Genomic DNA, 21,552 nt, shown 5'->3' on the forward strand with positions numbered 1-21,552 from the left:
TTAAAAAAATGAAACAACTATTTTTCTTTTTAGCGTCACTTTTTTTATTGGCATCGTGCGTCTCATCAGGCAATAAATCAGACAATAAAGAAACAGAAAACACGAATACAGCGACAGAGGCCCCGTCAGTAGATATCTCCAAAGCCGTCAATGTAGCCAGCCTGATGGAAATAGCAGCCGAAAATGTGGACAAAGAAGTAGTCATCAAAGGAGTGGTGACACATGTATGCAAACATTCCGGGAAACGCTGTTTCCTCAAAGATGAAAGCAGCGATAACTCCATTCGCGTAGAAGCCAAAGGAGAAATCGGCGGATTCAATTCGGAACTCAACGGAACACGACTTGTGATTAAAGGCGTTGTACGTGAAAACCGCCTTTCTGAGGAGTACATCAACCAATGGGAACAGAAAACCATTGATCAGAAAGAGCAGGCTGAGATCAATGAAAACCAATGCAGTGCAGAACTTGCAAACATCAAAGAGATGCGTGACTGGATGGCTGCCAACAACAAAAATTTCTATTCAGTTTTTTATGTGGATGGCATTGATTATGAAGTGGTAGAATAGAGCGCGCTGAAAAACGCCTGTTTTATTATCTACTAAAATTTTAAATTATAACAACAAACTCTTAAGTGCAAGATTATTTCATCTCCCAGACGAATTTCTTTGCGCTTACTCATACAAACTGCTAATCAAAAGAATAAAATTTACTTCACCGCCCCAAACTCGAAGTATTTCAATACTCCTTCGATTGGGGCGGCTTGTAAATTCTCCTCTTTTGACTTTTTCAGCAGGCCCTAATATAAAGAACATGCTGGCAAAAAATAAAATAAGATTATGGCTGCGTCGCATTCACCGCGATGCAGGCTATTTTGTTGTGGGAATTACTTTGGTATATGCACTTTCAGGAATTTTCCTTCACCACAAAATGGGTGTAAAAACCACAGAAGAAACGGTTCAGCTATCTCCGGATTTAACGCCTGAGGCCCTCAAAAGCGCATGGGCTTCCGCAGCCTCTGAAAAAGCCATCACCTACCTGGAAGAACGTTCTGAACAGATTGTATTTTACTTTCCAGGCGGTATGGGCGAATATCAGAAGGCGAGCGGCATCACAAATTATGAGACCTATAAAGACCGTCCGCTGGTACTTTTTATGAGTCAGTTGCACGAAAATCAGGTGAAAGGTTGGGGCTTTATTGCAGACATTTATGCCGGTGTTCTGGTATTTCTGGCACTCTCAGGCCTGTTCATGGTTCCCGGAAAGAACGGATTTATGCGCAGAGGTGTCTGGTGGTTTGCGGCCGGAATAGCACTGGTGGTGGTTTTTGCATTTTTGTAAATCTGCGAATAATCCCAAATGCATTATCCCAATGTAGCACTTTCACAATTAATAAATTTATGAAAAACTCAATATAAGAAGATTATTTACATCAGGTGCGGCGGATTCCGATCCGCCGTTTTGGCTCTAACAGCGGATTGGCGCTAATTCCTGCCACTTTGCTTGTCTAAGAATTCGCTGAAACTGAGCTATTATTGGTAACAAAGTGAAGAATCCCAATTTTAGTGATTAGAAAAATCAAAGACAAAACCAAGTTGGTAACTTTTGATATTGCCCCTTTATTTTAATAAAAGAATCTGTCGGTATCGCCAAACCGCACACCTACAGAATTAGTATGCTGACAAGCTGAATTTTAAAAGAACTTTTGACAGTAAATGTAAAAAACATCATGTCTCCACAGATTAAATCTATATTTTTGCCCAAAAACACAAGAATGCCCAATAAAGAAATCAAGATATACGCACCAGGCCCCCACAATACCATTGTAAACCAGAGAGGAGAAATCATTACGCCTCCCGACAACTGGGCTTTTCTCCCGGCAGGGGATGCAGGTGTCACCCGTAAAGTCACTTCCAAAGGCAATTGCTGGCGAATTCAGAAAAAAAAAGGACGCCGAACCATTTCTCTGGGCATTTGGGCACCCGCCGAAACCATCCAACAGGCCACAGCAGAAATGGCAGCCACCCGAAACACCGACAGCTACAAAAAAAGACAGGAATATGCAGCCCAAAGGCGGGAAAAACAGCAGGTAGCTTATGAGCAGGAGTTCCATCAGGCAGTTAAAGAGTTTTTAAATTTCCATCCCCAACATAAAGAACTGGAAACCAAAATGGCCCGGGCCATCACTGCTCATGCCATTCCCGTAGGCTCTGGAACGGTGGCACGCACCTCCATGATTCCTCTGGAGGAAAGGGCTGCGCGAGCCGTAATTGCCTGGATGCGTCATCAAACCACCGCTTATGACCATCTGAATATCCAGCGTATTAAAGGAGAGCGCCGACGGGTAAGACGGTTGCTGGCAGAACAATCAGTGTCTTTATTGGAAAAATACCGGACAGGACTGTCTGTAGATGAAAAGTGCCCACTGAAGAAGGCTTTACAAAGGGAAAAATGATAATTACTTATCATTTTTCCCTTTGTAGTACTTCCAAAACCATTTCTGCCATTTTGGTGGCCGATTGGGGATTCTGACCTGTTACCAGACGTCCGTCACGGACGGCATGTTCTGTAAATTTGGCTCCTTCGGAATAGACGGCTCCACGTTCCTTAATTTTATCTTCCAACAAGAAAGGGACCACCTGCATCAATCCGGCAGCCTTCTCTTCTGCGTTGGAAAAGCCGGCCACTTTCTTTCCTTCAATCAAATAAGTCCCATCGGTCAGTTGAATATTGACCAATCCTGCAGGACCGTGACATACTGCACTCACCACTCCCTGATTTTCATAAATGCGAGCGGCAATGCCAGCCAACGTCTCATTTTCCGGAAAGTCCCACATGGTGCCATGGCCTCCCACATAGTGAATGGCCACATAATCTTCAGGATTCACCTCTGATGGCTTCATCGTGTTGGCCAGTTGCTTTTGAATCTGCTCATTTTCCCAAAACTCCTTATTTACCGGGTCTTCCAGATCAAACCCATCCACCGGAACTGCTCCTCCGGCAGGACTAACAAAATCAATCCTGTAATCTTCTTTCAATACCTTCCAGGGGTGAGCCGCTTCGGACAGATAGAACCCTGTCTCTCTACCGGTATCTCCAAGTTTATCATGACTTGTAAGGACAAAAAGTATTTTTTCTTTCTCACCTCCATCCTTGCAGATTGCAGCATTTGCATCTGTGAAATTAACAGCAAACAGGAAAAACAGGAAACTTAATATTTTCATCTTCATAATTCATCTACTTTTTGATTAATAAAATCCAATTCATCTGATGATAATTTTACATCAGCAGCTTTGGCATTTTGGGAAGCCTGATGTGCATTTCTGGCGCCTGCCAATGCAATGGTAATACCTTTTTGCTCCAGGGTCCAACGAAGCACCAATTGAGCCAGTGTAACCTCATGTTTTTCAGCAACGGGCTGAATGGCCTTGAGAAATTCATTTACTTTTATGATATGATCATCTTTAAAGGATGGATGAATTTTACGGTGATCTCCCTCGCCAAACTTTTGCCCGGGTTTCATTTTTCCGGTCAACAATCCACGTTCCATAGGGCTATAAGCCAAAACAGATTTGTTATTTGCAATACACCAGGGCAGTGTTTCCTCCTCAATTTTTCGGTTAACCATACTAAAAGGCATCTGATTGGAAACAATATCAACCACCTGGTTAGCTTTTTCTGCAAGAGATGCATCATAATTACAGACTCCGGCATAACGGATCTTTCCCTGCTCCAGCAAGCGCTCCACAGCCTCAAAAGTCTCCTCTACCGGGGTAGTAACATCAGGCCAGTGAATCTGATACAAATCGATGTAGTCGGTTCCCAATCGCTTCAGACTATTCTCACACTCCTCAATCACACTCTCTTTTCCGGCATATTTATAAACATCGATAAACCGACCATCGTTATCTTTGGTCTTCATATAAAATTTCCCTTTGGGCAGATCCCATCTCAACCCAAATTTGGTAAGAATCTGAACCTTCTCTCTGGGAATATCCCTTATGGCCTCTCCAACAATCTCTTCGCTGGTTCCCTGACCATAAATGGGAGCCGTATCAATAGAGGTAACGCCATGTTCGTAGGCAGTCCTGATGGCATCAATGGCATCGGTCCGCTCTGTTTTTCCCCACATCCAGCTACCCGCAGCCCAGGATCCAAAAGTGATTGCCGAAAGACGTAATTGTGAATCTGATAGTGTTCGATATTCCATAATCTCATGCTTTTGTTAGACCAACGGAAAACAGCATGCAATGGTTCAATATTCAAGCAAATCATTTACCATGATTCAATCGTCTTTTTCCTTTCCTAAAATTCATTATTTTTGTTGTCTGCCACCCTGATCATTTTTCAACATTAAAAATCGCTATTATCATGCTATACACCAATCGTTTTATTTCCATTTTATTTGTTCTTTTCGTCATTGTCTTCATAAGCAATGCCCAGGACAAACCCGATTACCAAAACGGAGTGCCCGAGGCATGTACCTCCATTACTGTGGGTAAACAAGCCACTTTCGACGGATCTGTAATGACCTCCCATACTGATGACAGTCACCGCACGCGTGCCTGGATGGATATTGTTCCGGCACAAAGATTTGGACGCAGAGATAAGGTAACCATGTATAAGCGGGAAGCTGATGATTCAGGTCCCATGCCGGCCTACAAACATACACCTGTTGGAGAGATTCCTCAGGTTCGCGAAACTTACGGATATATCAACACCGCATATCCCTGCATGAACACTCAACAGCTTGCCATTGGGGAATCGACTTTCGGAGGAAGAGAATCCCTACAGTCAGACGAAGGGCTCATCGATTGCCAACGCCTGATTAAGCTCATGCTTCAACGCACAACCAATGCCAGAGATGCCATCAGGACCGGCGGGGAACTCCTCAAAAAATACGGATGGAACGATGCAGGCGAATGTCTGACCATTGCCGATACTAAAGAGGTTTGGCACATGGAAATTGTGGGACCGGGAAAAGGGCAAAAAGGAGCTGTATGGGTGGCACAGAGAGTTCCCGACGATGAAGTGAGCGTCAATGCCAATGCAGCACGTATTCAGGAAATAGACCTGGAAAACCCCGACTTTTTCATGGCTTCTGAAAACATCTTTGATGTGGCCCGCGACAGTATGTGGTGGAACCAGGCCACCGGCCCGTTCCGTTTTGCTGATGCGTATGCCCCCGAAAGCAGAGAGTCCATGGCAGCCCGCCGACGCGAATGGCGCGTTCTCAGCATGATGAATCCATCATTGGAATTGGATCCGGAAGCACGTGATTATCCTTTTTCGGTGAAACCTGCTCAAAAAGTCTCCCTGGAAAAAATGATTGAGATTTTCAAGGATTACTACGAAGGAACTCCCTACGATATGGTTGGCCACATTAAGAAAGTGACCGAAGATGGGGATACAATCCCCCACCCTATGGCCAGTCCGTTTATGCCTTACGATGCCTACGATCTTCACAACATTCATGGTGGCTGGGGCGACCTGGGCGAGCGTACCATTGCCCGTTGGTACACGATGTATGCTACCATCACACAAAGCCGTGACTGGCTGCCCAATGAAATCGGCGGACTGGTATGGCTCGCGCAGGACAATGTGGCCACATCGGTTTACATCCCTGTTTATTGCAGCGTCACTGACCTTCCGGCAAGCTATAAAGTGCCCGGTCGAAAAGGATTCAGTCGTCAGTCAGCCTGGTGGGCTTTCAACCGGCTCAGCACCCTGGCATCACAACGATGGAACGATATGCACCATGATGTGGACAGCGTAATGACACCTCTCCAGCAGGAGATTTTTGAAAGTCAGAGAACGGCAGAAAAAGAGGCTATGAGTATGCGCACCAAACACACCATCGATCACCTGACCCGATATACCGAAAAATGGGGTAACCGGGTGGTCAGTGAAGCCTGGAGGCTTGGAGATTTTCTGTGGACGAAATATGATGAGAAATTTTAAGAAGTGATTTTTTCAGGAGGGGTGATTTCCTTATCACCCCATTTCCTGGAGGGATATTCTCCTTATCACCCCATTCCTGGAGGGATGATCTCCTTATCACCCCATTCCTGGAGGGATGATCTCCCTACACCCCATTTAAAAACTTAAAGGGCGATAGGGAAATCGCCCGTCCCGGAAATCGCCCGTCCTGCTAAAACCAGTCAAGATAATCCTCATTGCACCAATTTCCCGGCCAATGAGTCCAATGATTCACAAAACCTGCTTTAACAGGATTATTCAGCGTATAACTAATCACTTTCGAAAGATGAATAGATCCTCTAACAGTCACATCAAAACTTTCCCGGTGCCATAAATTACCTGATAAATTCTTTGTTTTATTTATTTCTTTTGCAGAAAACTGCTTGATAGATTTTAGAATATCCTGCAAAAATCAGGCTTACCTTCAAAATCCTTTTCAAAAGTTTCCAAAACCCAATGCACATGATTTGGCATTATGGAAAAAGCAATGTTAGTTATTTTCTTCCCCTCCCAATACTTAACAGATTCGGAAATAATATTTGCAGATCTAATTTCAGAAAGATTATTATCAGGTTTTTTTTGAACATCAAGCATTTCATTAAATGCATTGAAGTACCTCCGTTTCACTCTTTGATAGTCATTTTTCACATTATCAATTCTCTCATCAGAAGTTTTCCTGATTTTGTGTGAATAAATTTCAGCTTTCAAATGCTCCAATTCCATTGAGTACTTTTCAAAAGCTTTAGATGGAACTGCATTCTTCAGACACCATGTCACAAAAAATTGTTGCCCGGGGGTATGAAAATGTGGTAAATGTAATCGATAGTGCTCCTTTTTCATAGGCTGAGTTTAGGTTTGGACGTGCGATTAGAAAATCGCACATCCCGGGAAGCCGCCCGTCCCGGGCCCATTTAATGCTCATAAATCATTTTACGGGTCATGCCCCCATCGATGTAGATGTTTTCCCCGTTTACAAAATCATTATCGGGGCTGCAAAGCCACATCACCAAAGAAGCGATATCAGAAGGTTTGCCGACACGGCCACTGGGATGCTGTTCATGATCTTTTGGTCTGAGTCTTTCGGGGTCTCCGGTGTGTATCCATCCGGGACTGACGCAATTGACGGTAATACCTGTACCCGCAAGGGAATTGGCCAGGGCGTGCGTGAGTGAAACAATTCCGCCTTTGGAAGCCCCATAAGCCTCTCCACCGGGTTCGGACATGAGGTGACGTGTAGATGCCATTTGAATAATGCGCCCGTACTGTCCATGTGCATGCATTCTGGAAAATTCGCGGGCGCAAATGAAAGCTGCGCGCAGATTGCTGTTGATGATGTAGTCCCACTCTTCAATGGTCAGTTTATCGAGTGGTTTAAACCGGCTAAGGCCGGCATTGTTGACCAGGATATCCGCAAATCGCCATTCGACTTCGATTTGCCTGAAGAATTTCAGAATCTCATCGGCATCGGCCAGATCGAGATGTGTTGTATGAATCCATGGGTAATGACTTCGGAGATGATCCAGCCCTTCTTTATCTTTGTCAACCACCCATACTTTAGCTCCGGCTTCTTCGAGAGCAATGGCAACAGCTTTGCCTATTCCATTAGCTCCTCCGGTTACGATGGCCCGTTTTTCTTTCAGCTTATGTTCCATAAAGTTCTTCATTTATTCCTGTACGGTTTAAGATAAGAACTTTATTCAGAAAAAGCCAGTAAAGAAATCAGAAGTTAAACATCCAATCTTCAATGGGCAAAAATTCTTCTTCAAAATCTGCCTCAAAGTAAGCCGGCCCATAAACATTTAACGACAACATCCAGGGGTCAATTGCCAATAGGTCTTCTTCATAATCAGCGGTAAAATACTCATCCATAACTACCTTGGCGGTGGCAGTTTCCGGTTTTCCGAAAGTTGATACATCCAGCATCCACTCTTCAACTTCAATAAACTCATTGGTTTCTGAGAATGCTGCAGGGTCCAGCATCCATGCTTCCAGGTTGTCTGCCGGTTCTTCTATGGTTTCCAAAACTGCAAATAGACCTGCAGTATGTTCTTCGTTCACCTTTTTTAAAGGTTTTTCTTCATTTCCGGCAGCATGAATATTGATTGCTACTGCCAAAATCATTGCTGAAAAAATTGCTGAAGTTTTCATTTTCAATCCTCCTGTTTAGTTAAGTAATTGTTTTGCTGACAGGAGTAAATCAATAGCTATACCACAATTCATTAAAAACTAACATACAGCACATTATAGCTTATTCAGGATAATTTTTCAAAGCAGAAGTGTTTACTTTTGCAACAAAAATGTGTTCATTATCGAACAGAAAAAACCCGTGTACGTTTAACCATACACGGGTTTTCAATATTATAAGAACACTGTTCTAATTCTCCATTTTTGTTTTCAGGTTTTCAGACAGAGCAGTGAGGAAGTCCTCCGTATTGAGGTAATGCTCCTCTTTCATGTCCTTGCCATGAATGGTCAATGCCAGGTCTTTGGTCATTTTACCACTTTCAACGGTATCGATACAAACCTGCTCCAGAGTAAGGGCAAATTTGATCAATTCCTCATTGCCATCCAGTTTACCGCGAAACGCCAAACCTCTGGTCCAGGCAAAAATAGATGCAATGGGGTTGGTAGATGTCGGCTTTCCTGCCTGATGCTGACGGAAGTGACGAGTCACGGTACCATGCGCAGCTTCAGCTTCCATGGTTTTCCCGTCCGGAGTAACCAATGTGGAAGTCATCAATCCCAGAGAACCGAATCCCTGTGCAAGAGTATCCGACTGCACATCACCATCATAGTTTTTACACGCCCAGACAAACCGGCCATTCCACTTCAATGCTGCGGCAACCATATCATCAATCAAACGATGTTCATAAGTAATTCCCAACTCTTCAAACTTCGCTTTATAGTCACTTTCATAAATCTCCTGGAAGATGTCCTTGAAGCGTCCGTCGTATTTCTTGAGAATGGTATTCTTTGTAGAAAGATAGAGCGGCCACTTCTTCATGATGGCCTGGTTAAAACAGCTGTGTGCAAAACCACGGATACTCTCATCGGTATTATACATAGCCATGGCCACACCGTCTCCTTCAAAATCATATACATTAAACTCTTGAGCTTCAGACCCATCTTCAGGAGTAAAAGTAATGGTCAGTTTTCCTTTTCCTTTGGTCACGAAATCAGTGGCACGGTATTGATCACCAAAAGCATGACGACCAATGCATATAGGATGTTCCCATCCGGGAACAAGTCGGGGAACATTTTTTATAAGAATCGGCTCTCTGAAAACAGTACCTCCGATGATATTCCGGATGGTTCCGTTGGGAGATCGCCACATTTGTTTCAGGCCAAACTCCTCCACCCTGTTTTCATCAGGGGTAATGGTAGCGCATTTAATACCCACATGGTATTTCTGAATGGCCTTTGCAGCATCCACAGTGATCTGGTCATCCGAAGCATCACGACTCTCCATTCCCAGGTCGTAATATTTAATATCCAGATCAAGATAAGGCAAAATAAGTTGTTCCTTAATCATTTTCCAGATGACCCTTGTCATCTCATCACCATCCAGTTCAACCACCGGATTCTGAACTTTAATTTTCGTCATAGGTCAATTGTTTGTATATCAATTAGGTCAAATAAACAGTTTACAAATGCACATGGTTCATGCCAGCAGGCAATTTTACTCAATATCGAGGTTCAACATATTGCGTAGTTTATCCAATGAGGGATTTTTTTCTGCCAGCACCTTATACTTATCAGCTGCAGTATAAGCCTTTTGAGGACCACTCTCCTCCCTGATGTACTCAGTCTCCAGACTTAGTTTGGCATTGCGAAGTTCTTTTTTGAGAAAATCAAAGAGTCCCTTTTTTTCCTTTAGCAACTCCACCTCCTGGGTTTCGTTCTTCAAAGGAAAAACCACTACTTTATCACCTTTCAGACGGGGCGAATGAGCGGTAAGCATACTGAAAAGACGGGGATTGGATTTCTCTACCGAACGGGCATACCCATTCCATACCCGCTGCAACTGCTCGGGAGAAAAAGTCTCCTCCCAGGTTGGATCTATCCCGCTATCTGCTTCAACAACCTCCTGTTCCTCCCTGGCATTCTTCTGATTAGCAGAACCATTACCAGGTTTGGTAAAAGATTTTATGGAAACACTTTTGATTGTTTTCGGACCTTCTGTTTTTACAGACTGTCCTGAAACGCCTGCTGAACCAACCGCTTTTCCTGCCCCCGAAGCCTCGGATGCCGGCTTACTCTTCTCTCTTTCTGCTGCTTCAGCGGCTTCCTTCTCTACTTTTTTTTTTCGGTAAGCAGTCGCGACAGTTTGATGAGTGCAAATTCGGTATGCAAGCGTTTATTGCGGGCATTGCGAAACTGAATGTCACAATTGGTTGCAATGTCAAGGGCAGCTACCAGGAAGTCAACCGGACATGCCCTGGCCTGTTCCAGATATTTCTCCCGGATGGAAGCACCTACCTCAAGAAGAGCCACAGTATTCTGATCCTTGCACATCATTAAATCGCGTAAATGACTGCAAAGGCCTGCCACAAAGTGACCGGCATCAAAACCATGATCCAGAATATCGTCCAGCAACAACAGTGTCTGAGTAGTATCCTCTTTCAAAAAGGCATCCACCAGTTTGAAATAGTAATCGTAATCCAACACATTAAGATTATCGATTACCTGCTGGTACGAGATGTTTTTTCCTGAGAAGGCCACTATCTGGTCGAAGATGGACAGGGCATCGCGCATGGCACCATCAGCCTTTTGGGCGATCACATTCAGGCCCTCTTCTTCAGCAGTAACATCCTCTTTTTGGGCAACATATCTAAGATGCTCCACAGCATCCTCCACGGTAATCCGGTTAAAATCAAAGACCTGACAACGGGAAAGAATGGTGGGTAAAATTTTATGTTTTTCGGTGGTTGCCAGAATAAAAATGGCATGCTTGGGAGGCTCCTCCAGTGTTTTCAAAAAAGCATTAAAGGCCGCCTGCGAAAGCATGTGAACCTCGTCGATAATATAAACACTGTAGTGCCCCATTTGAGGGGGAACGCGTACTTTGTCAATCAGGGAGCGAATATCCTCCACCGAATTGTTGCTGGCAGCATCCAGCTCATGAATATTGTAGGAACGGCTCTCGTTAAAGGAACGACAGGAATCACATTCATTACAAGCTTCGAAATCGGCCGAAATATTTTTACAGTTAATGGTCTTTGCAAAAATACGTGCACAGGTTGTTTTCCCGACACCACGCGGACCACAAAACAGGTAGGCATGCGCCAGTTGTTGATTTTTGATGGCATTTTTCAGGGTTGTAGTGATGTTTTTCTGACCTACAACCGAGTCAAATGTATCTGGTCGGTATTTTCGTGCCGAAACAATGTATTCCATAATTTTTTTCTATGAGCGCAACAAATATAATCAAAACGACCGGCTCAACCAACAATCTTATCAATCGCGATGACGCAAAACTTCATAAATCAACACCCCGGCGGCTACGGAAACATTCAAAGAACCAATTTCTCCACGGATGGGAATAGAAACGTGAGCATCTGCCAGTTTGAGTAACTGCCCTGACACCCCTTTGTCCTCGGCTCCCATTATAAGAGCAACCGCTCCTTTGTAATCGGCCTTGCGATAATCGATATCGCCCTTTTCCGATGCTGCAGCAATCGTGAATTTGCGATCTTTCAGATGCCTCAATACATAGTAAAGGTTTTTTTCACGGCATACAGGCACCCGAAACAAAGCTCCTGCAGATGTCTTGATGGCATCAGAAGTCACAGAAACGCTACCTTTTTCGGGAAGCACAATGGCATCCACACCGGCACATTCGGCAGTGCGGGCAATTGCTCCAAAATTCCGCACATCTGTAATACCGTCCAGAATCAGCACAAAAGGTTCTTTACCTTGTTCCAACAAATCCTCCACCACTTTCTCGATGTTGTGGTATTCCACAGGTGGCAGATACGCAACCACTCCCTGATGATTGTTCTTGGTAGCCCAGTCAATGCGCTCGGGCTTCACCTTCTTAAATGTAATATCCTTTTCGCGAATAAGATCCTGCAGTTCCTTTGCAAGGTTTCCTTTCAGGTTTTCGCTGATGAGTACTCTTTCTATGTCGCGACCGCCCTGAATGGCTTCCATTACCGCACGAATTCCGTATATTATCTCTTTTGCCATGTTATTAGTTTTTAGTCAGTAGAGGTTAGAGGTTAGAGGTTAGAGGTTAGAGGGTTGAGTCAGGCACTTTCATCCAGTACATTTCTTTTTTGTTGCAACTCTTCCAGCTCAAGATGTGCCACTTCCCATTCCTCCATTGCGGCATCCAGATTTTTTTGAATTTTCTGATACATCTCGAAGACAGCGGGATCGGAAGCTTTTTCAGGATTTTCCATAACGGCAGACAAGCCTTCCAGCTCCTTTTCCAAACGTGCGATATCTTCTTCGGATTTGGACACCTCGTTTTCAGCCTTTTTAATACGCTTATTCAATTCTTTTCGTTCGGCGAAGGCAACCTTGCCTGACTGGCCCGACGAGGCTCCTGACACCTCCGAATCGGTCTTGTTGGCTTTGAGAGGCACCCGCTCCAGCTCCTGAAGGGTGTCCATCTTTTTCTTTCGAAGAAATTCATATATTCCCCCAAGATGCACTTTGGTCTTTTTATTGGTAAACTCAAAAATCCGGTCCACCAAACCATCCAGAAACTCCCTGTCGTGCGAGACCACCAGCACAGATCCTTCAAAATCATTCAGTGCCTGTTTCAAAATATCCTTCGAACGCATATCCAGGTGATTGGTCGGTTCGTCAAGCACCAGGAAGTTCACAGGCTCCAGCAAAAGCATAACCATGGCCAGCCGGGTACGTTCGCCCCCCGACAACACGGAGACTTTTTTATCCACCTCCTCACCGCTAAACAAAAAAGCGCCCAGCAAATCTCTGACTTTGGTGCGAATATCTCCGGTGGCCACTTTATCAACGGTCTCAAAAACCGTGAGATTTTCATCCAGCCTTTCAGCCTGATTCTGGGCAAAGTATCCAATCTTAACCTGATGCCCCAGCTTCACGGTTCCTTCGTGCTGCAGCTCCTGCATGATAATTCGGGCCAGCGTGGTTTTTCCTTCTCCGTTTTTCCCCACAAAGGCCACTTTCTCTCCCCGTTCAATATCAAAATCTATATCGTCGAGCACCAACAGGTCACCATACGATTTGGAAACATGCTTTCCGCTGACCGTAAGCTTTCCGGAATGCGGAGCGGGCGGAAACTTAATATTTAACTTACTGTTATCGAATTCATCCACCTCAATGCGGTCCATTTTCTCAAGCTGCTTAATGCGCGACTGCACCTGCACTGCTTTGGTAGCTTTGTATCTAAAACGTTCGATAAACTGCTCGGTATCTTCAATCTTTTTTTGCTGATTGCGATAAGCAGCCAGCTGTTGCTCCCGTCTTTCGTGCCTCAGGGTCACAAACTGTGAATAGGAAGCTTTGTAATCGTAAATCCGGCCCAACGAAATTTCGATGGTTCTGGTGGTTACGTTATCCAAAAAAGCTTTATCGTGCGAAATAAGCACCACCGCGCCACTGTAATTCTTGAGAAAATCTTCGAGCCATGTAATAGACTCAATATCCAGATGGTTCGTTGGCTCATCCAACAGAAACAAATCGGGCTTTCGCAGCAATATCTTAGCCAGTTCTATACGCATTCTCCACCCACCACTAAACTCGGACGTGGGTCGCTCAAAGTCGGAAGGTTTAAAACCCAGACCTTTCAGTGTAACCTCTATGCGTGACCGGTAATCGTGCCCCCCAAACATATTAAAACGTTCGTTGGCTTCAGTCAGCTTATCTATCAACGAAAGATATTCCTCCGAGTGATAGTCTTCCCGATGGTGAATGGCCTGGGTAAGCTCTTCAATCTGCTTTTCCAGTTTCTTGATTTCAGAAAAAGCCTGTTCTGTCTCCTCAAAAACAGAGAACCGGTCATCGTGCTTCATCACCTGCGGCAGATACCCCACCGAAAAGTCACGAGGCATCGTTACCTCGCCCGATGTGGGCTCCTGCGCTCCGGTAATCACCTTCAGCAGGGTAGTTTTACCGGCACCATTCTTCCCTACCAGGCCTATTCTATCGCGCGGGTTGATCAGAAACGAAACATCCTCGAAAAGCAAAAAGGTACCAAAATCAAGTGTCAGTTGGTTAACAGAAACCATATAAATAAAAACTTAAAACGATTCAATAGTATTGTTGTCATCATCCCCTATGGGAAGCATGGGTTGAAAAGATATTACAGGTGTCCGAACGACCTTGTAACCGGGCAGGAATCTGAGCATAAAAATTCCGTCGTTGTAAAAGCCTCCCCAGTTGGAAATGCGTTTAAAGGAAAAATTAAACTGAACAGGCTGAACATCCAGCAGTGGTTCGGGACAGAATTCAAAATACGCTCCCCTCCGGGTCAGCGAGGAGATAAAATAGTAAGCCACATCATATCCCCAGGCTCCGTAACGCGAATAACCTGATGAGGAGGAGGAATTCTGAAAATAGGATGAAACAGCATGCGGTTCTGTATGGTACCAACTTCTGTATTTCTCTATAAAATCCTGTGTTTCATCACTCTCATAATCGAAAGCAAAAAATGTAAAGAGCTGCGTATTAAGAGTGAACATATCTTCAGGCTCAATGGACTGGGCCCTGAGCCATTCAGTCATTCCGAAAAGAGAAATGTTTATTTTTCCTTTCTCTGCAATACCGGCCAAAGTTGGAACAATCTTCGAAATGGTTGCTTCACTATTGGTGGGCACCACCACAAAATTCTTTTTCACGGGATCCAGTAAAGCCTCCAGGTTGGTCATATCCTCTTTTCCCATCATCCGGTACTCCCGGTAATTCATGTCCTTATTCAGAGAAAACTCATTAAAAAACACCGTTTGCCGGAAATTATCCAGAAATGCAGATGCATAAGGATCCTCGCCTTCAGGGATAATGGCCAGAAGATTGTAAGACTCTGACTGACGAACTATTTCATTGGCCATCTTATCAAAAAGCAAAGTATCGGGGGTATTGACCTGGAACACATAAGGATTTCTGTCGAGAACCGGATTGACATTCGACAATGGATAAACCAGTTTAATCTGATGCTTTATGGAAAATTCGGAAACCACATCCAGATCATCGGAACGTGCAGGACCAATTATGATATCCACCTCTTTCAATTCAGGATTGGAATTCAGTAAAAGTTCAATATTTCCATTATTCTGGGTGATATCGTAAACAGAAAGATCCACATTGACGTTCTCTTCTTTCAATTTATCCAGGGCCAGCAAAACACCTTCATAAAACTCCACGAAAATTCGTGATCGTCGCGATATCACCGGATATTTCCGGGGAGTTCGGATGGTATCGCCGTTTTCAACTTTGACAATAACATTGGCTTCATCGGTGGCATCAAGGGCAAAAGGCAATAAAACCGCTACTTTTGCCGGCCGGGAAAAACCAATCCCCTCATTGTTGTCACAAAGATTTTTGGCCGGAATAAATCTTTCCACTTTCAGGGAATCAGGAACGCCGGCAACCATTTCATCGTGCTCCTCCACACCCGGAATATTCTGTACAAACCACTGATCCATGGGAATATTGAGTTCCGTACCTTTTTTCAGGTTTGAGAAATCAACATCCGGATTGACCTTGCGGATGGTTTCCATATCCACATTATACTGGCGGGAAATAGAAAACAGGGTTTCCTTACGCTTTACCTTGTGCCGTTCAAAAAGATTCTGCTGATCTTCAGATGTCGCGACCTGTTGCTCCGAGTCACGCGGAATACGCAACATGTACCCCGGCTTAAGGTCATTGGTATCCACATCAGGATTTGCATCCCGAATAGTGTTAAGATCAACCTGATAACGTTTACTGATGGAATACAACGTTTGTCCTGGCCTGATTTCATGATAGATGTAACCCTCTCCCTGAATCACACCTGCATCTTCCTTTGTTGAGGAAGCGGCGGTTTCAGCGAATTCAGCAACCCTGGGTATTCGCACGAGAGAACCGGGCAACAAACTGCCGCTGCGCAGTCCCGGATTGTTTTGCAAAATACCTTCAACCGTTACATTGTATCTTCTGGCAAGCGAATAAAGTGTATTTCCCGGCTGAACCTCATGATAAATAAATTGGTCCTCATCTTTTTGCTGCTCCTGACGGGGTTCTTCTTTTTTTACAGGCACACGAATAATACTTCCCACAATCAGTTGCTTCTCCGACCCGGCATTGTGCTCGTAGATATCGTGTACATCAACTCCATATTTCCGGGAAATAAACCAGGCTGTCTGCCCTTTCTCCACGGTATGGAGAATAAAATCCCCCGACCGGGCCATATTGTTTTTGTTATCGTTGCGTCCTTCAATAACAGGGATTTTAATTACCTGATCCTTTTTCAGACCTTCTTCCAGTTCCGGATTGGCTTCCAAAATCTCCTGTTGGGTAACATTGTAACGGCGGGCAAGTGCAAAGAACCCTTCTCCCTGCTTAACCACGTGTAGGAAATATTCATGACCGTCAACCACAATCCGATGTTCTCCGGGGCCCCGGGTTTGCTGTTCCTGAGCAACTGACAAAGAAGTTGTCAACAACCAAATGACTAAAACAAAAATACCATTGAGGCGGAAAGTACTATTTAACATGATCAAACTTTTCAAAATCGTTTTTTTCTGGCACACAAAATTCGCAAAAATTCATCAAAGAAAGTACCAAAGATATGCTTTTTAAAAGAAAGAATCGAAGAGCAATCAAAAAACCAAAGCCCCATTCAGACGAAAAATCTGATGAGGCTTTCTGTTTTTACAAACTGAAACTTGTGCTATCGGAAACAAAAAGACAAAAAAAATTTGAATTGTGTCCGAATAAAAAATAAGTTTTACTGACGCAGGAGTCCTTCAATCTCTTTCAACTGATGTTTAAACTCGGTATTGGTCTCCTGCAGGTTTTTCACAGCCTTGCAGGCATGCAATACAGTAGCATGATCGCGCTGACCAATCTGAGAGCCAATGGACGAGAGCGATGAATTGGTTAAATTCTTGGAAAAGAACATGGCAACCTGTCTGGCCTGTACAATCTCCCGTTTTCTGGTTTTCGACTGCAAAGCATCCATATTTATGCCATAAAAATCGCAAACTTTCCGCTGAATCTGATCCACGGTAATTTCGCGCTGTGGCTTACTTACCAACCGGTTAACCACGGTACTGGCTATATCAAGTGTAATTTCGGCCCTGTTGAGTGTGGACATTGCCAAAAGGGAAATCAATGCCCCCTCCAGTTCACGTACATTGTCGGTAATGTGCGAGGCAATGTAATGAACAATTTCATCCGAGACCGAAATACCGTCCTTATAAATCTTGGTTTTTAAAATATCTACCCGGGTATTGAAATCGGGAGATTGTAAATCAGCCGGCAAGCCCCATTTAAAACGGGTCAGAAGTCTTTCCTTCATCCCCTTGAGTGCCACCGGAGCTTTATCAGAGGTCAGAATCAGCTGTTTCCCCGACTGATGCAGGTGATTAAAAATGTGGAAGAAAGTATTCTGAGTTCCTTCCTTTCCGGCAAGTTCCTGAATATCATCAATGATCAACACATCAATCATCTGATAGAAATGCATAAAATCATTGGCAGAATTCCGGGCCACCGAATCGGTATATTGGGTGGTAAACTTATTGGCACTTACATAAAGAACGGTCTTTTCAGGATATTGCTTCTTTACCTCAATACCAATGGCCTGAGCCAGGTGCGTTTTACCTAAACCACTGTTTCCATACAAAAACAAAGGATTAAAAGCAGTTTTACCCGGATTTTTGGCTACCGCTTCACTTGCCGATCGTGCAAGACGATTGCAATCTCCTTCCACAAAATTATCAAAGGAATATTCGGGATTTAATTGTGGATCAATGTCCAGTTTTTTTACTCCCGGTATTATAAAAGGATTTCTGATTTGCGGCTGATCCTGACGGGAGTATTTTTTATCCACAGCACGATTGCGTAAGTCATGACGTTCGGCAGCCGGATAATTCACGGTGTAAGAGTTGGAAGCAGAAGGAGTATGTTTACGAGCCATTACCACGCTGTATTCAAGCTTGGCTCCCGAACCGATAATTTCCCGAAGCGCCTTTCCGACCAGCTTAATATACTGCTCCTCAATGAATTCGTAAAAATAATAAGTAGGCACCTGAATCGTCAGCACTCTCTGCTCCAGTTTAAGTGGAACAATGGGTTCAAACCAGGTTTGAAAATCGTTTACCGGGATTGACGCCTGAATGTAATTTAAACACTCAGCCCATATTTGCTTATGATCCAGTTTGGTTTCTATGCCTTCCATTTTTACAATATGTTAATAATTCGTGCTTCGGTAAGGACAAAATTTGCTAAAAAAAACTGGAAAAAAAAATGGGTTATGGGTTGAAATTTCACGAATTACTTTATCCTGTTAATAGTCAAACCATTGAAATTAACCATGAATAACAACTTGATAATCAGCAACAAACTAAATAAATTTAACTTTCAGTTAACATACACAAACACTTGAAAGAAAGGAGGTTGAATCCGATTTTGAAAAAAAATTACTTTTTCATCAAAATCTTTTTTTTGCTCATTCTATTTAACAATAAGTAAGCTGTTATTCTCCGGTTTGTCGAAGGGCTTTAATTAGTCGAATGGCTTTGCCATCCTTAAAAGCGACTACTTCGGCATCAGGAAACTGATGGATAATCTCATCACGAATGCCTTTAATTTCAGCATAAGAAGAAGAATGGCCAATGGTGTAAGTGTATTTTTGCCCATTAGTATCCTCAAAAATACGATGCTTCTCTTTTACCATTTGATTCTTAATGTCAAGTGGTTCATTGGAACTGGCAACCTCTACCTTATATACGATTCCCTGTTGTTCGGCCCGTTCGTCAGAAACATTCAGATAAACATCCTTTCCAAAATCAACGGCGGAGATACTCAGGTAGCGCCCCGGATTGTGCCGGATATCGGCCAGCAACCGATCAAGGTTGGCAGAAGCGTCCATCAGGTTATAATATAAACCTTCATCCGAAAGCAATAAGCCCAGACTTCCTTCTCCCTCCTGCGCTTGTTTAAGCAAGGTGTTTACCAAAGTAAGGCTGGAATCAACTCCGGCAACCAGACTGTCGAGGTGTACCTGTGCCAGCTGATTACTGAAACCGGCCACATTCTCCATGGTTGCAGCAATATTATCCTGTTGTCGTGCCAACTGACCTGTTACAGAATCAATATTGGCAAGCGTACTGTTCAAAGCGCCACCATTGCCCAGGGAAGCATTGACTGTGGCAGTGGTCTGCTCCAGATTTTTCATCATAGCCCGAAAGCTTTTCATCCCCTCTTCCAGACTTTCGTTGTTGTCATTTGAAAAAACTCCTGAGAGACTGTTCAGGGTACTGTCCATGCGAACCACGAGGTTTTCAACCTTATTTTTGATGGGTGCTAACTCAGCAGACAGGCCACCCTCAATATCTGTTTTCAAAGTATCTCCGGGCATCAAAACAGCACCTGCTCCTTTATCTACAAAACGAACAGCCTTAGCTCCCATCAAATCGAAATTGTATATCTGGGCCAGGGTATTTTCATTCAGTGCCATCTCCTTTTCCAGAGAAAACACAACCACAAAGCGATCTTCCCGGTCAGGATAGAATTGTATTTCCATTACAGAACCAACTTTATACCCGTGATAGTGAATGGGGCTTGCTTCGGTAAGTCCGTCAATCCTGGAATAAACGCCGTAATATAAATCGCCTGAATTAAAGATATTCTTACCTTTTAGGAAGCTCAGGCCCCATATTAATATTACCAGAGCAACAATAACGGTAACTGCAATTTTATACTCTTTTTTAAGTTTTATCATCGATCTTCGTTTTTTTTAATCAGGTTAGAATCTATCGTCTGATGAAATTCTCAACTCTTTTAATCATGCTGCCGCGCTTCCCTTACTTATTCAAACTCCAATAATGGAATCTCAGCGGCATGCGAGTTATGATATTTGTGTATAACGCAGTCCTCTCAAAAGCGAGGCTTTTCCTTTTAGAGGAATACATAATATTGTTGCGTTTTTTAAGGCCGAAGGTCTTTAAGCAATAGCCTGGGACAACGCCCCAGGAAAATTGAAACACCCTTCCCCCTCTCATTATTGGTCGCGACGCGACCAATAATGAGAGGGGGGCATGAGGAATACCTCAAACCCCAGGGCGTTGCCCTGGGCTGTTGCTCTCAGGCTTTCAGCCTGTTTCCATCGTACCTGTCTTATGTATAACGCAGGTTAAGGTATTATCCGTTGACCATCCTTAAAACCCACCACAAAACAATCAGGAACCACCTTTTTTATTTCGGGCAATTTTTCAAGGATCTCCTCATGACTTGTGGCCAATCCGGTGGTATATTTATAATAATCTCCCTCCTGATATTCCCAAACCGAATCAAATTGTTTGAAAAAGGCTTCATTGGTTTCCAGTTGATTTTGGCTGCTTGCAATCTGGATGCGATACTGCACCGTGGAATTTGCCTCTTCGGTTTCAATTGCCGGAGTTGCATTCTCCTTTTTTTCGGACGGAAAACTATTGGAGACCAATTTTGCATTCACTTCATCAAAGTGCTCCTTATAGTCTCTGATTGCCCTAAATATAGCTGAAGCCAGATAAACTTTCCCGTTTTTGGAATTCATAAACCGCTCCTCGTCCCTGTTGCTGAGGAATCCCACTTCCACCAGCACTCCAGGCATGGAAGTTTCCCGAAGTACAAGAAACCCGGCCTGTTTTACACCACGATCATGGCGTCCAACCCTCTCCCGAAACTGTTTCTGAACGGCTGAAGCAAAGCCAATGCTCTGATCAAGGTAAACATTCTGCATCAGTTCGAAAATAATATACGATTCGGTGGAATTGGGATCAAATCCTTCATATTTAGCCTTGTAGTCCTCTTCCAGTACAATTACAGAGTTTTCTTTTTTAGCAACTTCCAGGTTTTCTTCCGATCGGTGCAATCCCAAAACGAAGGTTTCGGCACCATAAATCCGGGAAGTGGAAATGGAATTGGCGTGAATAGATACAAACAAATCGGCATCACTCTCATTTGCAATTTTGGCGCGCTCATTCAGCGGAACAAACACATCTTTGTCACGGGTCATAACAACATTTACCTGAGGCAAATACTGGTTCAGATATTCTTTAACCTGCAATGCAATGTCGAGTACAATATCTTTTTCTTTGCTGGAGCGCCCTAACGCTCCGGAGTCTTTCCCCCCGTGACCGGGATCCAGTATTACCGTTTTTAGTTGAACCGGCTCCTGTGTTTGAGCTGCTGAGTAATAAGAAAACAGAAAAAATAAGACCAGGGATACCGGAAACTTTAAAGATTTGTGTCGGATATATGAAAGTATCTGATAAAACTCCATAATAGAAAAATATAAATATTGATGCAAATTTGCAGCTTTTAAATGCAAATACCATCCCAAAAATAAAAAAACTTCTGCGAATCAACTGTTTTTTGAGTCATACGATGACTTGGCCTCAA

General features: G+C 43.7%; 19 protein-coding genes. 5 read left to right on the plus strand and 14 right to left on the minus strand.

What is annotated here, in order from left to right; translation table 11 throughout:
* The first annotated feature begins 8 nt into the window (after positions 1-8).
* The 3 genes from BY457_RS11355 (at position 9) to BY457_RS11365 (ending at position 2,452) form a co-directional block, all read left to right on the plus strand.
* A complete protein-coding gene (locus tag BY457_RS11355) occupies positions 9-566 on the plus strand; it encodes a hypothetical protein (protein ID WP_106153452.1) in 558 nt (185 codons plus the stop codon).
* 244 nt (positions 567-810) lie between these two features.
* Positions 811-1,338 (plus strand): PepSY-associated TM helix domain-containing protein, encoded by a 528-nt coding sequence (locus BY457_RS11360; protein ID WP_106153453.1) that lies wholly within the window; start codon positions 811-813, stop codon positions 1,336-1,338.
* A 433-nt stretch (positions 1,339-1,771) separates the two neighbouring features.
* Positions 1,772-2,452, plus strand: a complete 681-nt coding sequence (locus BY457_RS11365) for a DUF2293 domain-containing protein (RefSeq protein ID WP_106153454.1) — start codon at positions 1,772-1,774, stop codon at positions 2,450-2,452.
* Positions 2,453-2,462: 10 nt separating this feature from the next.
* Here BY457_RS11365 and BY457_RS11370 read toward each other — a convergent pair whose 3' ends face one another.
* Together BY457_RS11370 and BY457_RS11375 are read right to left on the minus strand one after the other, a co-directional pair.
* Positions 2,463-3,227 carry a type 1 glutamine amidotransferase domain-containing protein gene (locus BY457_RS11370; RefSeq protein ID WP_106153455.1) on the minus strand — a complete coding sequence of 255 codons (765 nt, stop codon included), beginning with the start codon at positions 3,225-3,227 and terminating at the stop codon, positions 2,463-2,465.
* Positions 3,224-4,207 (minus strand): aldo/keto reductase, encoded by a 984-nt coding sequence (locus BY457_RS11375; RefSeq protein WP_106153456.1) that lies wholly within the window; start codon positions 4,205-4,207, stop codon positions 3,224-3,226. The genes BY457_RS11370 and BY457_RS11375 overlap by 4 nt, the downstream gene beginning before the upstream one ends.
* A 161-nt stretch (positions 4,208-4,368) precedes the next feature.
* Here BY457_RS11375 and BY457_RS11380 point away from each other — a divergent pair, with 161 nt between their 5' ends.
* Complete coding sequence (locus BY457_RS11380) at positions 4,369-5,958, plus strand: dipeptidase (RefSeq protein ID WP_106153457.1); 1,590 nt, start codon at positions 4,369-4,371, stop codon at positions 5,956-5,958.
* A gap of 411 nt (positions 5,959-6,369) precedes the next feature.
* On the opposite strand, the gene BY457_RS11390 is transcribed toward BY457_RS11380, so the two are convergent.
* From BY457_RS11390 to BY457_RS11410, 5 genes are all read right to left on the minus strand, one after another.
* Entirely contained in the window at positions 6,370-6,699 is a 330-nt protein-coding gene (locus BY457_RS11390; protein ID WP_106153459.1) for a hypothetical protein, read from the minus strand.
* A gap of 188 nt (positions 6,700-6,887) precedes the next feature.
* Positions 6,888-7,640, minus strand: a complete 753-nt coding sequence (locus tag BY457_RS11395) for an SDR family NAD(P)-dependent oxidoreductase (RefSeq protein ID WP_258176704.1) — start codon at positions 7,638-7,640, stop codon at positions 6,888-6,890.
* A 55-nt stretch (positions 7,641-7,695) separates the two neighbouring features.
* Positions 7,696-8,124 (minus strand): hypothetical protein, encoded by a 429-nt coding sequence (locus BY457_RS11400; protein WP_106153460.1) that lies wholly within the window; start codon positions 8,122-8,124, stop codon positions 7,696-7,698.
* A gap of 226 nt (positions 8,125-8,350) precedes the next feature.
* Positions 8,351-9,580, minus strand: a complete 1,230-nt coding sequence (locus BY457_RS11405) for an isocitrate dehydrogenase (NADP(+)) (RefSeq protein WP_106153461.1) — start codon at positions 9,578-9,580, stop codon at positions 8,351-8,353.
* Positions 9,581-9,655: 75 nt separating this feature from the next.
* A complete protein-coding gene (locus BY457_RS11410; protein ID WP_258176705.1) occupies positions 9,656-10,000 on the minus strand; it encodes a hypothetical protein in 345 nt (114 codons plus the stop codon).
* A 124-nt stretch (positions 10,001-10,124) separates the two neighbouring features.
* Here BY457_RS11410 and BY457_RS19025 point away from each other — a divergent pair, with 124 nt between their 5' ends.
* Positions 10,125-10,289: a hypothetical protein gene (locus BY457_RS19025; RefSeq protein WP_181256462.1), complete on the plus strand. Its 165-nt coding sequence runs from the start codon at positions 10,125-10,127 to the stop codon at positions 10,287-10,289.
* On the opposite strand, the gene BY457_RS11415 is transcribed toward BY457_RS19025, so the two are convergent.
* From BY457_RS11415 to BY457_RS11445, 7 genes are all read right to left on the minus strand, one after another.
* Complete coding sequence (locus BY457_RS11415; protein ID WP_106153462.1) at positions 10,270-11,373, minus strand: DNA polymerase III subunit gamma/tau; 1,104 nt, start codon at positions 11,371-11,373, stop codon at positions 10,270-10,272. The two genes, BY457_RS19025 and BY457_RS11415, sit on opposite strands and share 20 nt — an antisense overlap.
* Positions 11,374-11,433: 60 nt before the next feature.
* A complete protein-coding gene (gene rlmB / locus BY457_RS11420; RefSeq protein WP_106153463.1) occupies positions 11,434-12,165 on the minus strand; it encodes a 23S rRNA (guanosine(2251)-2'-O)-methyltransferase RlmB in 732 nt (243 codons plus the stop codon).
* 59 nt (positions 12,166-12,224) lie between these two features.
* Complete coding sequence (locus tag BY457_RS11425) at positions 12,225-14,195, minus strand: ABC-F family ATP-binding cassette domain-containing protein (RefSeq protein WP_106153464.1); 1,971 nt, start codon at positions 14,193-14,195, stop codon at positions 12,225-12,227.
* Positions 14,196-14,207: 12 nt separating this feature from the next.
* The gene (locus BY457_RS11430) at positions 14,208-16,661 is read right to left on the minus strand and encodes a LysM peptidoglycan-binding domain-containing protein (RefSeq protein WP_106153465.1); all 2,454 of its coding nucleotides are present in this window, start codon (positions 16,659-16,661) and stop codon (positions 14,208-14,210) included.
* A 233-nt stretch (positions 16,662-16,894) separates the two neighbouring features.
* Positions 16,895-18,346, minus strand: coding sequence for a chromosomal replication initiator protein DnaA (dnaA, locus tag BY457_RS11435; protein ID WP_106153466.1), 1,452 nt, complete (start codon positions 18,344-18,346; stop codon positions 16,895-16,897).
* Between the two features lie 297 nt (positions 18,347-18,643).
* Positions 18,644-19,891 (minus strand): MlaD family protein, encoded by a 1,248-nt coding sequence (locus BY457_RS11440; protein WP_106153467.1) that lies wholly within the window; start codon positions 19,889-19,891, stop codon positions 18,644-18,646.
* A gap of 411 nt (positions 19,892-20,302) precedes the next feature.
* Positions 20,303-21,433, minus strand: a complete 1,131-nt coding sequence (locus tag BY457_RS11445) for an N-acetylmuramoyl-L-alanine amidase family protein (protein ID WP_106153554.1) — start codon at positions 21,431-21,433, stop codon at positions 20,303-20,305.
* Positions 21,434-21,552 lie beyond the last annotated feature (119 nt).

Origin of the sequence: Marinilabilia salmonicolor (assembly GCF_003003035.1) — a bacterium.
Lineage (GTDB): Bacteria > Bacteroidota > Bacteroidia > Bacteroidales > Marinilabiliaceae > Marinilabilia > Marinilabilia salmonicolor_A.

Excerpts from the sequence above, each read along its gene's own strand:
- BY457_RS11370 (WP_106153455.1), bottom strand. The coding sequence starts at position 3,227 with ATGAAGATGAAAATATTAAGTTTCCTGTTTTTCCTGTTTGCTGTTAAT.
- BY457_RS11395 (WP_258176704.1), bottom strand. The coding sequence starts at position 7,640 with ATGAAGAACTTTATGGAACATAAGCTGAAAGAAAAACGGGCCATCGTA.
- BY457_RS11415 (WP_106153462.1), bottom strand. The coding sequence starts at position 11,373 with ATGGAATACATTGTTTCGGCACGAAAATACCGACCAGATACATTTGAC.
- BY457_RS19025 (WP_181256462.1), top strand. The coding sequence starts at position 10,125 with ATGGAAACACTTTTGATTGTTTTCGGACCTTCTGTTTTTACAGACTGT.
- BY457_RS11360 (WP_106153453.1), top strand. The coding sequence starts at position 811 with ATGCTGGCAAAAAATAAAATAAGATTATGGCTGCGTCGCATTCACCGC.
- BY457_RS11425 (WP_106153464.1), bottom strand. The coding sequence starts at position 14,195 with ATGGTTTCTGTTAACCAACTGACACTTGATTTTGGTACCTTTTTGCTT.
- BY457_RS11445 (WP_106153554.1), bottom strand. The coding sequence starts at position 21,433 with ATGGAGTTTTATCAGATACTTTCATATATCCGACACAAATCTTTAAAG.
- BY457_RS11390 (WP_106153459.1), bottom strand. The coding sequence starts at position 6,699 with ATGGAATTGGAGCATTTGAAAGCTGAAATTTATTCACACAAAATCAGG.
- BY457_RS11365 (WP_106153454.1), top strand. The coding sequence starts at position 1,772 with ATGCCCAATAAAGAAATCAAGATATACGCACCAGGCCCCCACAATACC.
- BY457_RS11405 (WP_106153461.1), bottom strand. The coding sequence starts at position 9,580 with ATGACGAAAATTAAAGTTCAGAATCCGGTGGTTGAACTGGATGGTGAT.
- BY457_RS11440 (WP_106153467.1), bottom strand. The coding sequence starts at position 19,891 with ATGATAAAACTTAAAAAAGAGTATAAAATTGCAGTTACCGTTATTGTT.
- BY457_RS11400 (WP_106153460.1), bottom strand. The coding sequence starts at position 8,124 with ATGAAAACTTCAGCAATTTTTTCAGCAATGATTTTGGCAGTAGCAATC.
- rlmB (WP_106153463.1), bottom strand. The coding sequence starts at position 12,165 with ATGGCAAAAGAGATAATATACGGAATTCGTGCGGTAATGGAAGCCATT.
- BY457_RS11355 (WP_106153452.1), top strand. The coding sequence starts at position 9 with ATGAAACAACTATTTTTCTTTTTAGCGTCACTTTTTTTATTGGCATCG.
- BY457_RS11375 (WP_106153456.1), bottom strand. The coding sequence starts at position 4,207 with ATGGAATATCGAACACTATCAGATTCACAATTACGTCTTTCGGCAATC.
- dnaA (WP_106153466.1), bottom strand. The coding sequence starts at position 18,346 with ATGGAAGGCATAGAAACCAAACTGGATCATAAGCAAATATGGGCTGAG.
- BY457_RS11430 (WP_106153465.1), bottom strand. The coding sequence starts at position 16,661 with ATGTTAAATAGTACTTTCCGCCTCAATGGTATTTTTGTTTTAGTCATT.
- BY457_RS11380 (WP_106153457.1), top strand. The coding sequence starts at position 4,369 with ATGCTATACACCAATCGTTTTATTTCCATTTTATTTGTTCTTTTCGTC.